This is a genomic window from Bradyrhizobium sp. U531 (assembly GCF_051710265.1).
Lineage (GTDB): Bacteria > Pseudomonadota > Alphaproteobacteria > Rhizobiales > Xanthobacteraceae > Bradyrhizobium.
The window spans coordinates 70,918-85,132 of sequence record NZ_JASVEN010000002.1; the positions used below are offsets into that span (position 1 = coordinate 70,918).

The window sequence follows — 14,215 nt, forward strand, 5'->3', positions numbered from 1 at the left end:
TTTTTTCGCCAAACTCCTCCCTTGGGTAATGGGTCCCGGCATTCGCCGGGACGACAGCGGAGATTGCCGATATCGTTGCGCGCAACATCTTCACAACCAGTGCAGGAGCCATCTCTTCGCACCTGCACTCTCACATTGTGAGATGTCCAGAACCCCGCGGCCTTGCGTCATCCGAAGTGTCGAGGCGGCCTGCGGCGTTACGGGTTGCCTCCCTCGACTTGCGTGCTACGTTACGACAAACAGGCCGCAAAGGCCGGTGTCCAGGGAGGATGAGCATGCGGAGCGTGTGGGCGCTCGCCGCTATGGCGGCGCTATCTGTGCTGACGGTCTCAACCACAACGCTCGCCGGCGAGCCCAAGCAGGGCGGCGTGCTGCGCATGTATCACCGCGACAGTCCCGGTAACGCCTCGATCCACGAAGGCGCCACCTATTCGCTCAACGTTCCCTTCATGCCTGTCTTCAACAACCTCGTCATCTACAAGCAGGACGAGGCCCAGAACAGGATGGACAACATCGTCCCGGAGCTCGCCGAGAGCTGGGCCTGGGTCAATGAGAACAAGACGCTGACCTTCAAGCTGCGCCAGGGCGTGAAATGGCATGACGGCAAGCCGTTCACCTCGGCGGACGTCAAATGCACCTTCGACATGCTGATGGGCAAGTCGCAGCAGAAGTTCCGGCAAAACCCGCGCAAATCCTGGTACGAGCAGGTCAACGACATCTCGACCAACGGCGATTTCGAGGTCTCGTTCAATTTGAAGCGGCCGCAGCCCTCGCTGCTGGCGCTGCTGGCATCGGGCTACACGCCTGTTTACCCCTGCCATGTCTCGCCCGGCGACATGCGCACGCATCCGATCGGCACCGGTCCGTTCAAGTTCGTTGAGTTCAAGGCCAATGAATCGATCAAGCTGACCCGCAACACGGACTATTGGCGCAAGGGGCGGCCTTATCTCGACGGCATCGAGTTCACCATCATCCCGAACCGGTCGACCGCGATCCTCGCCTTCGTGGCCGGCAAGTTCGACATGGCCTTCCCGACCGAAGTGAGCATCCCGCTGCTGAAGGACGTGAAATCGCAAGCGCCGAACGCCGTCTGCGTGGTCGAGCCGAACAACGTCGCGACCAACATCATCGTCAATTCATCCGCGCCGCCGTTCGACAATGTCGACATCCGCCGCGCCATGGCGATGGCGCTCGACCGCAAGGCCTTCATCTCCATCATGTTCGAAGGCCAAGGCGACGTCGGCGGCACCATGCTGCCGCCCCCGAACGGGCTGTGGGGGATGCCGAAGGACATGCTCGAGACCATCCCCGGCTACGGTCCGGACGTGAAGGCCAACCGTGAGGAAGCCAAGAAGCTGATGCAGAAGGCCGGCTACGGCCCCGACAAGCACCTCGCCGTCAAGGTCTCGACGCGAAACATCCCGGTCTACCGTGACCCCGCGGTGATCCTGATCGACCAGCTCAAGAGCATCTATATCGACGGCGAGCTCGACGTGGTCGAGACCGCCAACTGGTTCCCGAAGGTCGCGCGCAAGGATTACATGCTCGGCCTCAACCTCACCGGCAATGCCGTCGACGATCCCGACCAGTCATTCTACGAGAACTATTCCTGCGGCTCCGAACGGAACTACACCAATTACTGCAACAAGGAGATCGAGAAGCTGTTCGACGCACAGTCGCAGGAGACCAATGTCGAGAAGCGCAAGAAGCTGGTGTGGGACATCGACAAGAAGCTGCAGGAGGACGTGGCGCGGCCGATCATCTTCCACGCGCGGACCGGCAGTTGCTGGCAGCCCTATGTCAAGGGCGTGACCGTCATGTCGAACAGCTCCTATAATGGCTACCGCTACGAGGACGTCTGGATGGACAAGTAGCGCTCGCGGCTGACGGTTCAGGAGGCGATGCATGTTTGCCTATCTGGTGCGGCGCCTGTTCCTGATGCTCGTGACCCTGTTCGGGATCTCGGTCGTCATCTTCATGCTGCTGCGGATCGTGCCGGGCAACATCGTCGACATCCTGTTCGCGGCCGCCGGCTATGTCGATCCCGCCGACAAGGCCAACCTGGAAAAGGAACTCGGCATCGACCAACCGCTGATCGTGCAATATTGGCACTGGATCAGCGGTTTTCTGCGCGGCGATTTCGGCTACTCCTACGTTTCCGAGAAGCCGGCCCTGCAGGAGATATTGCCGCGGATTCCGATCACGGCGCGCCTTGCCGGCCTTGCGTTGCTGTTCTCGGCCTCGATCGGCATTCCGCTCGGCGTCATCAGCGCGGTGAAGCAGGGTACAAGGCTGGATTACGCCTTGCGCGTCGTCAGCCTCAGCGGCTTGTCGCTGCCCTCGTTCTGGCTGGGCCTGCTGATCCTCACGGCGGCAGTGGCGATGTTCGGCCAGATCCCGATCTTCAATCCCAATCCGCAGACCTGGCTGGAAGCATTCGCGACCTACGCCGTGCCGGCCGCCGCCGTCGGCTTCCGCAGCGCGGCGCTGACCATGCGCATCACGCGCTCCTCGATGCTCGAGGTGCTCCGACAGGATTATATCCGCACCGCGCGCGCCAAGGGCGCCTCCGATTCGGCGGTCAACTACCACCACGCGCTGAAAAACGCGATCCTGCCCGTCATCACCGTGATCGGCATCGAGGCGGCATTCCTGATCGGCGGTCTGATCGTGACCGAGACCGTGTTCAACATTCCCGGCGTCGCGCGCTTCCTGGTCGAGGCGATCCGCTGGCGCGACTATCCGATCGTGCAGAACCTCGTGATGCTGATCGCCGTCGTGGTGGTGAGCGCGAATTTCATCGTCGACATGCTCTATGCCGTGTTCGACCCGCGCATCCGGTACACGGATTAGGAGATCAGCTTGGCTGCGATCGACTTCGACGTTGAACTCCGGCGGGCCGGCGCGCATGCGACAGGCGGCTGGCGGCGCGTGCTGTTTCTGGCGCAGCGGCACGTGCTGGGGGCAGCCGGGCTCACCATCATGACGGTGTTCGTGCTCACCGCGATCTTTGCCGATTTCATCGCGCGCTATGATCCGCTGACGATCGATTCGGCGCGCGCACTCGCCCGCCCAAGCTGGGCGCACTGGATGGGAACGGATTCGTTCGGCCGCGACGTGTTCAGCCGCATCATCCACGGCGCGCGGATCTCGCTTGCCGTCGGCATCGGCTCGACCGCGCTCGGCGGCACGATCGGCGTCATCGTCGGGCTGACGTCCGGCTATCTCTCCGGCTGGGTCGATCTGGTGTTCCAGCGCGTTTCCGACGTGCTTCAGGCGCTGCCGCTGCTGGTCCTCGCTTTGATCATGACGGCGGCGCTCGGCCCGTCACTGCCGAACGTCATCATCGCCATCGCCATTCCGCTGATCCCGACCGTGTCACGCGTGATCCGCGCCAACACGCTGGCGCTGCGCGAACTGCCCTTCGTCGAGGCCGCCAAGTCGATCGGCATGAGCGAGGTGCGTATCGCGCTCCGTCACGTGCTGCCGAACACGCTGGCGCCGCTGATCGTGCTCGCGACCGCCCAGCTCGGATCGACCATCCTGACCGAGGCTTCGCTTTCGTTCCTCGGCCTCGGCATTCCTGAGCCTTATCCGTCGTGGGGCCGCATGCTCTCCGAATCCGCCGCCGAATATGTCCGCACCGCGCCCTGGCTCGTGATCTTCCCGGGCATAGCCATCAGCCTCGCCGTGTTCGGAGCCAATCTGTTCGGCGACGCCCTGCGCGACATCCTGGATCCGAGGCAGCGCGGCTGATGGCTGATAAATCCGACCTCGTGCTCGACGTGAAGAACCTGAAGACGGTGTTCTTCACCAATTCCGGCCTGTTCAAGGCCGTCGACGACATCTCCTTCACCGTCAAGCGCGGCGAGACGCTGGCGATCGTCGGCGAATCCGGCTGCGGCAAGAGCGTCACGGCGCTGTCGCTGATGCGGCTGGTGCCCGATCCGCCCGGCCGCATCGTCGGCGGCTCGATCTCGCTCGAAGGTACCGACCTGCTGGCCCTGGATGAAGCGGAGATGCGCGCGGTCAGAGGCAACCGCATCTCCATGATCTTCCAGGAGCCGATGACCTCGCTCAATCCGGTGATGCGGATCGGCGACCAGATCGTCGAGGCTGTGCGGCTACATCGGAAAATGCCGGCAAGGGAGGCTCAGAAGATCGCCGTCGAGATGCTGCACCTGGTGCGCATCCCCGAACCGGCGCGGCGCGCGCGCGAATATCCGCACCAGCTCTCCGGCGGCATGCGCCAGCGCGCGATGATCGCGATGGCGCTGGCCTGCCGGCCGGCGCTCTTGATCGCGGATGAGCCGACCACCGCGCTCGATGTCACCATCCAGGCGCAGATCCTGGCGCTGATCCTCGACCTGCAGAAGGAGCTCGGCACTGGCCTCGTGCTGATCACGCACGATCTCGGCGTCGTCGCGCAGACGGCGCAGCGCGTGATCGTGATGTATGCGGGGCGGAAGGTCGAGGAAGCCAGCGTCGAGGCGCTGTTCTCGGCACCCAAGCACCCCTATACGCGCGGGCTGATGGCGTCGATCCCCGCGGTCCCCACCCCCGGCGTCGCCGCGCCGGCGCGATTGAACGAGATTCCCGGCACCGTGCCGTCGCTGGTGCGGCTGCCAAAGGGTTGCGCCTTCGCACCGCGCTGCAAGCTCGCCATCAAGCGCTGCGAGGCCGAATATCCGCCGCTGGCGGATTGGGGCGGCGGCCATCTCGCAGCCTGCTGGCGCGCGGAAGAAATCGCGGAGGTGGCATGACGGAGGCGCTGCTCGAAGTCACCGATCTCAAGAAGCACTATCCGGTGCGTGCCGGCGTGCTGCGCCGGCAGGTCGGCATCGTGCACTCGGTCGATGGCGTCTCGTTCTCGCTTCAAGCCGGCGAGACGCTCGGGCTCGTCGGCGAGTCCGGCTGCGGAAAGTCGACCGTGGCGCGCAGCGTGCTGCGGCTGGTTGAGCCGACCTCTGGTCAGATTCGCCTCGATGGCAAGGATATCACTCACCTCTCCAAGACCGCGCTGCGGCCACACCGCCGCTCGATGCAGATCGTCTTTCAGGACCCCTTTGCCTCGCTCAATCCGCGCATGACCGCGGGCGATATCGTCGGCGAGCCGCTTGCCGTGCACGGGCTCGCAAGCGGCAGGGAACTGGAGGCGCGCGTCGCGAAGTTGTTCGAGCAGGTCGGCCTGCGTCCCGACCAGATGCGCAACTTCCCGCATCAATTCTCCGGCGGTCAACGCCAGCGCATCTGCATCGCGCGCGCCTTGGCGCTGGAGCCGCGCCTGATCGTCTGCGACGAACCGGTGTCCGCGCTCGATGTCTCTATCCAGGCGCAGGTGATCAATCTGTTGATCGACCTGCAGCGACAGCACGGCTTCTCCTATCTCTTCATCGCTCACGACCTCGCCGTGGTCGCCCATATCAGCCACCGCGTCGCCGTGATGTATCTCGGCCGCATCGTCGAGATGGCGGACAAGGACGAGCTGTTCCGCAATCCGCGCCACCCCTACACGCAGGCCTTGCTGGCCTCCGTGCCGATCGCCAACCCGCTGGCGAAGAAGCTCGCGCCGCTGGTGGACGGCGATGTGCCGAGCCCGGTCAATCCGCCGCCGGGCTGCGCGTTTCACACCCGCTGCCGGTTTGCGATGGAGCGTTGCAGGGTCGAGCGGCCGGCGCTGCTGGATGCGGGCGACGGGCATCAGGTGGCGTGTCTGCTCAATGAGGGGACGGGACGCGGACAGTAAATCCTTGCGGAGCCTCAGCAATCAAGACGAGAGTCGACGAATCGACGCGACCTGAGATATCCATCCTGTCTCTCGTCGGTGCCCCATCCATGATTCGCTTCATTTCAGCTGTGGCGATCCTTCTCGTCGGAGGCGCGTTGGCCTCCGCTGTCCGGTTCGCGCCGCAATACGCTGCATCCAGATTCTCGTCCTTTCCTGGCGGCATGGAGCGCGCAAGGCTGCGCATGGCAACCATGGCCGGCGTTCTCATGAGCGATTTTGTCTTCTCTGCAGTCCTGGCTTTGGTCGGCGTCGAGCCGTGGATTGCCGTGATCATCCCCTTTATGTCGCCGATCGGTCTTATCGCCCTGTTCGCCGGCGTGCTCATCGAGGAGCACATTTGGGAGGAGCGGATTCGGGCCGCAGCGCGATCGCCCGATGCCCTGGCCAGGCTTGCGGCCGAACAGGAGGCGAGGAAGGCGAAGCAATGGCAAACGCAGATCGAGCGGCTCAAGCTGGAGTTCACAATTGTTCCGGGCGAGGGGATTGAAAAGCGTTTCGCAGCACTCCAGCGCGAAGGCTCCGTCGCGGGATTCTCTCCTCTGATTCTTTCCCCGGCCGCCTGGTTGCTGCCCCAGATGACACGCCGGCAGTGGATCGGAGCCGCTCGCGAGACATTGAAGATGCGGCGCCCGGTCGAGAATTTCTTTGAGGACGCGTATCGCAATCTTGACCGCGAAACGAGGGACGCCTTGGACGCGCTATCGTCCGTGACTCCCGATCCCGAACTTGAATTGCCGCAGCCGGTCAAGGAGCGGACGCCGGTCGAAGAGCAGATGTGGACGGTCTTCGACCTCTCGAAGCAACCGATCGAGCCGTTCAGGGAAGTGGCGCTCTTGCGCATTCCAACCGCCAGGAGCTGGAGAATTCCGGCGTTTCTGCTTTACGGTGGATGGAACGATGCCCCCTCATCCGAGGACATGATGGCGGTCGCAGAGCATTGGCACACGCGGTATGGCGCCGACATCTGCGCCATCGGCAGCGGCACGCTCGAATTCAGGGTGAGCCGTCCGCCCACGAGCTTCGAAGACGCTTTGGGTCTTCTGCGTGAACAATTGTTGTTCTGCCAGGAGACGCTTGGGGACTATCAGTTTTCACGCGAAGCGATCCGATCTGATGTGATTGCGCTGACAACGAGCAGGCATTGGGTGTTCTGGTGGGATTGACCGGCGAGCCCTTAGCGCGGGTCAGCGCTACGGGCTACGCGAAACGTCCAGCGCTAATCTACCTTGCGATCACGTAACGCCCAGATCACCGGCCACGCCGCCAGCGCGGCGGCCAGATGCTTGAGCGTGTGGTCCGAGACCATATGTCCGGTCGCTTCGAACACGATCACGTCGCCCAACTCGAAGAGCTTGGCCAGCACGTAGAAGACGATCACGCCGCCGATCGGCACACCGATTGCGCCGGGCCGCTGCCGTGTCAACGCAAGCCCCACGGCCAACGCCATGCCGCCGAACTGCACGACCACCCATGGCGTGAGATTATCGCGTGCCACCCAGGCAGCCAGCAGGCCCGCGATCATCATCAGCACCAGCACCGCCTCGCCCGCGCGCACGCTGACGCGCTCTCCGGTCGCGATGCCCAGGAATCCCGCGAAGGCGACGGCCATGCCGAGACGATCAGCGACCAGCCGTTGCGACACGTCAGGGTCCAGATGATAGAAGCCCGAGCCCAGGCAAGTGAGGATCAAGCCCACGAAGAACCAGCTTGCCCCGACGGGCGCATCATGACGGGAGCGCAGCCGCTCCGAGCCCCAGACGCCCATGGCAAGAAAGGCGAGATTGCTCAGCACATCGCCGGCGTTGGGCACGCCGAGCCAGGCGCGGCCGTCGACGAAGTGCGGGATGTGCCAGCCGGCGGCCGGCATCGCGGGTGCCAGAATCGCTGCCAGAGCCAAGACGACGAGGGCGCAGATCAGATATTTTTCGCGGGCATGCAGCGCTCCGAATGCGATGCAGCGGGCTGTCGACGGAAGCTTGGCGACGGTCGTTTGGGCAGGGTCATCGGGGTACATCGGGACCTCGAAATTGAACATTGTTCAATATTTGTAGCCGACAAATGAACAAAGTTCAAGACGATGTGAAACTCATGCGGTCTACCTTGCTATGAGCCTGAATTCGTTTGGTGTTAGGTAATATTGGGAGATCGATCGATGAGCGACGGCCCATTTGTGAGATCACCCACACAGTCTCGATCCATTCGGTGTCAGGCTCGTCGATGCATCGCGGTCGCCGCTCACTCCAGCCGATGGATTTGATGATGTCTCTGTCCAGACCTCTGAGCGGCCTGCTCGGCCTTCTCGTCATCGCCGCCTGTTGCACCGCCGCCCGCGCGGAGACGATCGACGTCTCCGACAATCATGGTGGATCAGTCGCCGCCTACAATGCACGCTGGACCGAGCTCGCCCGCCAGGGCGTGAACGTTCGCATCGTCGGCCCCTGCCAGTCCGCCTGCACCGTTCTGCTGGGTCGTATTCCGCGCAGCCGGATCTGCGTCACGCCGGAGGCGAGTTTCGGCTTCCATCTGGCGCACCGGGCCGACGCGACAACGACGCTGCGCCGCGCCTACGCCGCGGACATCACGTCCTGGATCAATGCCCATGGCGGCCTCACCCAGGATTTCATCTGGATGCGGGCGCCCGACACCTACCGCTATTTCAAGAAGTGCGCGTAGCCGCTCACGCGGCCGGCGCAGCAACCCCGATCTCCGCCACGATCCTGCCCGTGGTGACCTGCTCGCCCTCGGCGACGTCGATCGCCGAGACCACGCCGTCGATGCCGGCCTTGTGGACGTGCTCCATCTTCATCGCTTCCAGCGTCAGCACCGGCTGACCGGCGGCAACGCGGTCGCCCGGCTTGACCAGGACCGCAACCACGCGGCCGTTCATGGCGGCGCGCACCTTGCCATCGCCGCCATTGGCAGCGGCGGCTTTCGGCGCGGCCAGGGTGAGATCGGTGATCCCGAGCGAGACGCCGCGGTGCTGCAGGTAGAGCCGGTCGCCGTCGCGCAGGAACCTTGCACTGTCCATCACGCCGTTATGGCGGAAGCGGATGGTGTCGGCGTCGAGCTGGTCGATCTCGAACCTGTCCTGACGGCCGTCGGCAGCGACCATGTAGCTGCCGTCGCGTTCGCGGGTGATTTCGAGCTCCCGCATCTCGCCGCCGATCTCGATTTTCGCCGGCAGCGGGAACGTTGCCGACAAGCTCCGGCCGGTTTGCCAGGACGGCGCGCGCGGATTGGTGACGTAGAGCAGCAGGCCCGCCAGCGCCGTGTCGAAAGCCGCATCTGCCCGCGGCGCCAGTAGCTCGTCGCGGTGCGCACCGATGAAAGCGGTCGTCGCCTCGCCCCTGGCAAAGCCGGGATGGCGCAGGCACGACATCAGGAACGACTGGTTGGTGGTGACGCCGAAAGCGGTGAGTTGCTCAAGGCCGACGATCAGCCGTCCCCTCGCTTCCTCGCGCGTGGCACCGTGGCTGATCACCTTCGCGATCATGGAATCGTAAAACGGTGGGATTTCCGAGCCCGATTGCAGCGCGTGCTCGACGCGGATGCCGCCCGGCACCTGCCAGCGCGCCATGCGGCCGGACTGCGGCATGAAATCCTGCGCGGCATCTTCCGAGCACAGCCGCACCTCGATGGCGTGGCCGGAGAATCTGATGTCCTGCTGCCTGACCGGCAGCGCTTCGCCGCGCGCGACGCGCAGCTGCAGCTCGACGAGATCGAGCCCGGTGATCGCCTCGGTCACGGGATGCTCGACCTGGAGGCGCGTGTTCATCTCCATGAAGTAGAACGCGCCGCTGGCATCGAGCAGGAACTCCAGCGTACCGGCGCCCTCGTAGCGCAGCGCCTTCACCGCCGATACCGCGACCTCGCCCATTTTCGCGCGAAGCTCGGGCGTGACCGCGGGCGACGGCGCCTCCTCGATCAGCTTCTGGTGCCGCCGCTGCACGGAGCAATCGCGCTCGCCGAGATGGATGGCGTTGCCGTGGCTGTCGCCGAACACCTGGATCTCGATGTGGCGCGGATTCTGGATGGCGCGCTCGAGGATCACGGTGGGATCGCCGAACGCGGCCTTGGCTTCCGAGCGCGCACTGCGCAGCGCATCCGGGAACGACGCAGCGTCGCTGACGAGCCGCATGCCGCGCCCGCCGCCGCCGGCAACCGCCTTGATCATCACGGGGAAGCCGATCTTCCTGGCCTCCGCCAGCATGACCTCGTCGCCCTGGTCTGCGCCTTGATAGCCGGGCACGCAGGGAACGCCGGCCTTCTTCATGATTTCCTTGGCACCGGCCTTGTTGCCCATCGCCTCGATCGCCTGCGGCGATGGACCGATGAAGACGAGGCCGGCGTCCTTGCAGGCTTGTGCGAAGTCTTCATTCTCGGCGAGGAAGCCATAGCCGGGGTGAACGGCATCGGCGCCGCTCGCTTTGGCCGCCGCGATGATCGCGGGGATGTTGAGATAGGATTGCGCCGGCAGGGCCTCGCCGATGCGCACGGCCTGGTCGGCCTGCCGCACATGGAGCGCATCGCGATCCGCATCCGAATAGACCGCGACGACGCCGAGACCGAGCTGCCGCGCGCTGCGCATCACGCGCAGCGCGATCTCGCCGCGATTGGCCACCAGAACCCTGAAGAACGGGCGATGCTGCACTGATCCGTTCCTCATGGGCGGGCCACCGAAAACTGCATGCGTTGCGGCGTCCGCGCATCGCCCTCACGGCAGATCGCGAGCACCTCCGACAAGACCGCGCGGGTGTCACGGGGGTCGATCACGCCGTCGTCGAGCACACGGGCGCTGGTCGAGAACACGTCCATCTGGCCGTCGAACACACCGATGATCTGCGCCTTCATGGCGTCCAGCTTGTCCTTCTCGATCGGCTTGCCGCGGCGCGCGGCGGCAGCTTCGGTCACGATCGCCATGGTCTCGGCCGCCTGCTCGCCGCCCATCACCGCGGTCTTGGCATTGGGCCAGGAGAAACAGAAGCGCGGATGGAAGCCGCGACCGCACATGCCGTAATTGCCGGCGCCGAACGAGGCGCCGCAATAGATCGTGATCTGCGGCACCGTCGCCGAGGTCACCGCCTGGATCATCTTGGAGCCGTGCTTGATCATGCCGGCCTCCTCGTAGGCCTTGCCGACCATGTAGCCCGTGGTGTTGTTGAGATAGAGGATCGGCGTGCGGGTCTGGCAGCAGGCCTGGATGAAGTGCGTCGCCTTGTTGGCGCCGGCGGGATCGAGCGGGCCGTTGTTGGTGATGATGCCGATTGCCTGGCCCTCGATGCGGGCGTGGCCGCAGACGGTGGCCGGGCCGTAATTCGGCGCCATCTCGGTGAAATCGGAATCATCGACGATGCGCGCGATCACTTGGCGCATGTCGACGGTGCGCTTGTGGTCCATCGGCATGATGCCGAGCAGTTCGTCCTGGTCGTAGCGCGGCGGCTTGAACTCCGGCGCCACGCGGCCCGGCCGCTCCCATTGCAGCGCGGCCATGATCTCGCGCGCGATCCGCAGCGCGTCGCGGTCGTCCTCGGCGAGATAATCGCCGAGGCCGGACACTTGCGTGTGCATCTCGGCGCCGCCGAGCTCTTCCTCGGTTGCGATCTCGCCGGTCGCGGCCTTCAGCAGCGGCGGCCCGGCGAGGAACGCGCGGGTGCGGCCGCGAACCATGACAATGTAATCGGAGAGACCGGTCTGGTAGGCACCGCCGGCCGTCGACGAGCCGTGCGTGACGGTGACGACGGGGAGCCCGGCCGCCGAGAGCCGGGCGAGATTGCGGAAGATGTTGCCGCCACGGACAAAGTCCTCGACGCGATAGCGCAAGAGATTGGCGCCGGCGCTTTCGACGAGCTGCACATAAGGCAGCTTGTTCTCCAGCGCGAGCTCCTGCACCCGCAAGGTCTTGTCGAGGCCATAGGGCTGCAGCGCACCGGCATCGATGCCGGCGTCGTTGGCGCTGACCATGCAACGGATGCCCGAGACGAAGCCGATGCCGGCGATGACGCCGCCGCCGGGCACGCTCCTGTTGGCATCGGGCACGTCGAACATGTAGCCGGCGAGCGTGGACAGCTCGATGAAGGGTGCGCCGGGATCAAGCACCAGCGCGACGCGCTCGCGCGGCAGCAGCTGGCCGCGCTTGTGGAAACGGTCCTTCGCCGCGGCCGATGCGGCCCGCGTGCGTTCTTCCAGCGCGCGCATGCGGTCGATCAGGCCGAGCATGCCGTCGCGGTTGGCGTGGTAGGCGGCGCTGCCGGGGGAGATGGTGTTTTCGATGGTAGACATTAGTTCTCCTGCTCGTCATTCCGGGGCGCGCGGAGCGCGAGCCCGGAATCCATACTCCCGATCGTGGTTATGGATTCCGGGCCTGGCCCTTCGGGCCATCCCGGAATGACGAAGTGTGTGACTACCTGTTCGTCCCAAAGATCTTCCGCGCCTCGGCGGGGCTCGCGATCTCCCGGCCGGCGCGGCGGGCGCAGGCGGCGATGGCTTCGATGAGCTGGCCGTTCGACGTCACCTTCTTGCCGTCGGCGAGATAGAAGGCGTCTTCGAGACCAGTGCGCAGATGGCCGCCAAGCTCGGCGCAGCGCTGGTGCAGCGGCCAGATCTCCTCGCGGCCGATGGCGGTGACCTGGAAATGCGCCTCGGGCCGCTTCAGCTTGATCAGGATCGGCAGAAGCTCGGGATCCGACGGCATGCCGGACGCAACACCCATGACGAAGTTGTATTCGAGCGGGCCCTTGTACATGCCGACCTGATGGTACATGCCAACGCAGCGCACGATGCCGACGTCGAAGCACTCGAATTCCGGGATGGTGCCGACCGCGTTCATGACGTCGAGATAGTCCTTCACCTTCTCGACGGCATTGTCGAACATCATCGGCGGCCAGGCCCAGGTATTGTCGGCCTTCACCTTCAGATAGTTCAGCGAGCCGGCGTTGCAGGCGGCGATCTCCGGCTTGGTCTCACGGATGCAATCGAGCGCACCGGAATAGTTCGGCCCCGATACGCCGGAGGTGTGATTGATGATGACACCGGGACAGGCCTCGCGGATCGCCTGCTGGATCTCCTTGCTGACCGCGACCTCCCAGGACGGCAGGTGTCCCTTGCCCGGCGCCTGCTGGCGCAAATGGATGTGCATGACGGATGCGCCGGCATCGAACGCAGCCTTGGCCTCGCGCGCCATCTGCTCGGGCGTAACGGGCACGTTGTGCTGCTTCGGGTCGGTGAGCACGCCGTTCAGCGCGCAGGTGATGACGGCCTTGTCGCTCATGCCAAAAATGTCTCGCACGTTGAGAATTCAACGATTGCGATCATGTGATGCAGGGCATGCGGCTTCTTGCGCGGAGAAGCTGGAAAAAACGACGAATTCGTAGGGTGGGCAAAGCGAAGCGTGCCCACCATCTGTGCCGGGTGCCGAGAGGTGGTGGGCACGGCGCAAGAGCGCCTTTGCCCACCCTACGAAGCTACGAAGCCTCCGCCATCCGCACCGTCTCGGTGCTGCGATAGATCGCAAGGTCTCGCGAGCCGACGAAGATTGCGCGCGGCTTCAAGCCATAGAAGCGGCGGATCGAGTGGCTGAAATGCGTGCTATCGGGATAGCCGATGTCCTGCGCGAGATGGGCGAGGTTGAGGTCCTGGTTGGCGAAGTGCAGCAGATGGCGCGCACGCTTCCAGGCCCGGAAGGAGCGGAACGAGATGCCGGTCTCTTCCTTGAACAGATGCAGGAAGCGCGAAGCCGAGAGGCCGGCTTCAGCCGCACAGGTATCCGCGGTCACCGGCTCGCCGGAGAAGCGTTCGATGCGCGCGACGGCGCGAGTGACGCGCGGGTCGAGCACGCGGCGCGGCAGCGCCTCGCCGAAGCACATCTCGTCGAATTCGGCGGTATTGATGTCGCCATAGCGGCGCTGGCGCAGCAGCGCATAGGCGGCGAGAATCTTGCGGGCATAGAGCGCGCGGTCCGGTCCCATCAACCGCCCGGCCAGGGCTTCCAGCACGCCATCCGGCACGCTCTCCGGCTCGAGCGTCACGCTGATCGCAGTGCGGTAATCGCTGGCGATGGAGTGCCGCTGGTTCGGCAGGGTGATGAACAGCTCGCCGGAGGCGAGGACGTCGTCGATGGTGAGATGCAGGCTGCCTTTCACCGCGACATAGACGTGGCAGCAACCGGGGGTTCGCTTTCGGGGCCGTCCGAGCAGACCGGCATAAAAGACCCGCTCCGGCGTGATCAGCATCAGATGGTCGGATTCGCGACCTTTATCTTCCATTGGGGTCCTCCTCGCGCGGCTCTCTGGCCGCTGCGGACGGGGGTCACCTTAGCGGAAATTTGGGCGCTGTCACGACGCGATAGCGCTGTCATGGACACATGCGTTGTCGTTCCGGGGCGGTCCATTGGACCGAACCCGGAACCTCGAGATTCCGGGTTCGACGCTT

At 64.7% G+C, this 14,215-nt stretch carries 12 protein-coding genes; 7 read left to right on the forward strand and 5 right to left on the reverse strand.

Going from position 1 to position 14,215, the window contains the following annotated elements; translation table 11 throughout:
• Nucleotides 1–275 precede the first annotated feature (275 nt).
• The 6 genes from QRQ56_RS12330 (at nucleotide 276) to QRQ56_RS12355 (ending at nucleotide 6,951) form a co-directional block, all read left to right on the forward strand.
• Nucleotides 276–1,874 (forward strand): ABC transporter substrate-binding protein, encoded by a 1,599-nt coding sequence (locus QRQ56_RS12330; protein WP_438740268.1) that lies wholly within the window; start codon nucleotides 276–278, stop codon nucleotides 1,872–1,874.
• Nucleotides 1,875–1,905: 31 nt separating this feature from the next.
• The gene (locus QRQ56_RS12335; protein ID WP_438740269.1) at nucleotides 1,906–2,853 is read left to right on the forward strand and encodes an ABC transporter permease; all 948 of its coding nucleotides are present in this window, start codon (nucleotides 1,906–1,908) and stop codon (nucleotides 2,851–2,853) included.
• Nucleotides 2,854–2,862: 9 nt separating this feature from the next.
• Nucleotides 2,863–3,756 (forward strand): ABC transporter permease, encoded by an 894-nt coding sequence (locus tag QRQ56_RS12340; RefSeq protein ID WP_438740271.1) that lies wholly within the window; start codon nucleotides 2,863–2,865, stop codon nucleotides 3,754–3,756.
• Nucleotides 3,756–4,763 (forward strand): ABC transporter ATP-binding protein, encoded by a 1,008-nt coding sequence (locus QRQ56_RS12345; RefSeq protein WP_438740273.1) that lies wholly within the window; start codon nucleotides 3,756–3,758, stop codon nucleotides 4,761–4,763. Before QRQ56_RS12340 ends, QRQ56_RS12345 begins: the two co-directional genes overlap by 1 nt.
• Nucleotides 4,760–5,746 carry an ABC transporter ATP-binding protein gene (locus QRQ56_RS12350; protein WP_438740275.1) on the forward strand — a complete coding sequence of 329 codons (987 nt, stop codon included), beginning with the start codon at nucleotides 4,760–4,762 and terminating at the stop codon, nucleotides 5,744–5,746. The genes QRQ56_RS12345 and QRQ56_RS12350 overlap by 4 nt, the downstream gene beginning before the upstream one ends.
• A gap of 89 nt (nucleotides 5,747–5,835) precedes the next feature.
• A complete protein-coding gene (locus tag QRQ56_RS12355; protein ID WP_438740276.1) occupies nucleotides 5,836–6,951 on the forward strand; it encodes a DUF4253 domain-containing protein in 1,116 nt (371 codons plus the stop codon).
• A 53-nt stretch (nucleotides 6,952–7,004) separates the two neighbouring features.
• On the opposite strand, the gene QRQ56_RS12360 is transcribed toward QRQ56_RS12355, so the two are convergent.
• Nucleotides 7,005–7,802, reverse strand: coding sequence for a hypothetical protein (locus QRQ56_RS12360; RefSeq protein ID WP_438740278.1), 798 nt, complete (start codon nucleotides 7,800–7,802; stop codon nucleotides 7,005–7,007).
• Nucleotides 7,803–8,044: 242 nt separating this feature from the next.
• On the opposite strand from QRQ56_RS12360, the gene QRQ56_RS12365 reads away from it, so the two are divergent.
• Nucleotides 8,045–8,461, forward strand: a complete 417-nt coding sequence (locus tag QRQ56_RS12365; protein ID WP_438740279.1) for a hypothetical protein — start codon at nucleotides 8,045–8,047, stop codon at nucleotides 8,459–8,461.
• Nucleotides 8,462–8,465: 4 nt separating this feature from the next.
• On the opposite strand, the gene QRQ56_RS12370 is transcribed toward QRQ56_RS12365, so the two are convergent.
• The 4 genes from QRQ56_RS12370 to QRQ56_RS12385 all read right to left on the reverse strand — a co-directional run bounded on the left by QRQ56_RS12370 (nucleotide 8,466) and on the right by QRQ56_RS12385 (nucleotide 14,049).
• On the reverse strand, nucleotides 8,466–10,454 hold the full coding sequence (locus QRQ56_RS12370) for an acetyl/propionyl/methylcrotonyl-CoA carboxylase subunit alpha (protein WP_438740281.1): 1,989 nt from the start codon (nucleotides 10,452–10,454) through the stop codon (nucleotides 8,466–8,468).
• The gene (locus QRQ56_RS12375) at nucleotides 10,451–12,067 is read right to left on the reverse strand and encodes an acyl-CoA carboxylase subunit beta (protein ID WP_438740282.1); all 1,617 of its coding nucleotides are present in this window, start codon (nucleotides 12,065–12,067) and stop codon (nucleotides 10,451–10,453) included. Before QRQ56_RS12375 ends, QRQ56_RS12370 begins: the two co-directional genes overlap by 4 nt.
• Before the next feature lie 121 nt (nucleotides 12,068–12,188).
• Nucleotides 12,189–13,055: a 3-keto-5-aminohexanoate cleavage protein gene (locus QRQ56_RS12380; RefSeq protein WP_438740283.1), complete on the reverse strand. Its 867-nt coding sequence runs from the start codon at nucleotides 13,053–13,055 to the stop codon at nucleotides 12,189–12,191.
• A 193-nt stretch (nucleotides 13,056–13,248) separates the two neighbouring features.
• Nucleotides 13,249–14,049 (reverse strand): helix-turn-helix domain-containing protein, encoded by an 801-nt coding sequence (locus tag QRQ56_RS12385; protein ID WP_438740284.1) that lies wholly within the window; start codon nucleotides 14,047–14,049, stop codon nucleotides 13,249–13,251.
• Nucleotides 14,050–14,215 lie beyond the last annotated feature (166 nt).